The 533-nt window shown below is 43.5% G+C and carries 1 protein-coding gene; it reads right to left on the bottom strand.

What is annotated here, in order from left to right; all coding sequences use genetic code 11:
- Positions 1-76: 76 nt before the first annotated feature.
- Positions 77-533 (bottom strand): hypothetical protein (locus EST62_RS13575; protein ID WP_209019450.1); only part of this gene is annotated, 457 nt, incomplete at its 5' end.

Genomic DNA, 533 nt, shown 5'->3' with positions numbered 1-533 from the left:
GGTCACTCTGTACTTCTTCATCTTCAAGATGGTTGGGTTGATCGTTGAAGATGAAGGTAATATTTATGCGGCTATTTTATCGTGATGTTGCACTAGTTTGAATCGATTGTGAGCTTGTCTCAGTATAAGTCTTTTCATAAGAACTTTTGAGTGTGATTGTGCGGCTGATATCGCAAGTATCGTTCGCCTGAGAGGTACCTTTGTCCCAAGTGTAAGTAATGATTCCAGAGCCGATACGAAGGTAATAATTGAAAGAATCATCTCCATAACTTGGATCCGTTAGGCTTGGATTAAAATCATAAGGATCCCCAAAAAGAACCGTAAAAGGAATACTTTCGCTCGCTGGAGTCTGTGGAGATGGGGCATAAACCGGTCGGTCAACGCATACAAGATCAGCATTAGCTTGGCTCGCACCGAAATGCATAAACATGAGCATAGCTAGTGTCAAGTCAATTCCAAAGTGTCTTGTACTTTCCCCGTCATTGCGAGGCGCATAGCGACGCGGCAATCCATGCTGAAGCAGCGAAATCAAC

Origin of the sequence: Chlorobaculum sp. 24CR (assembly GCF_004118635.1) — a bacterium.
Taxonomy (GTDB): domain Bacteria; phylum Bacteroidota; class Chlorobiia; order Chlorobiales; family Chlorobiaceae; genus Chlorobaculum.
This window is presented reverse-complemented; position numbering and strand designations above follow the sequence as displayed.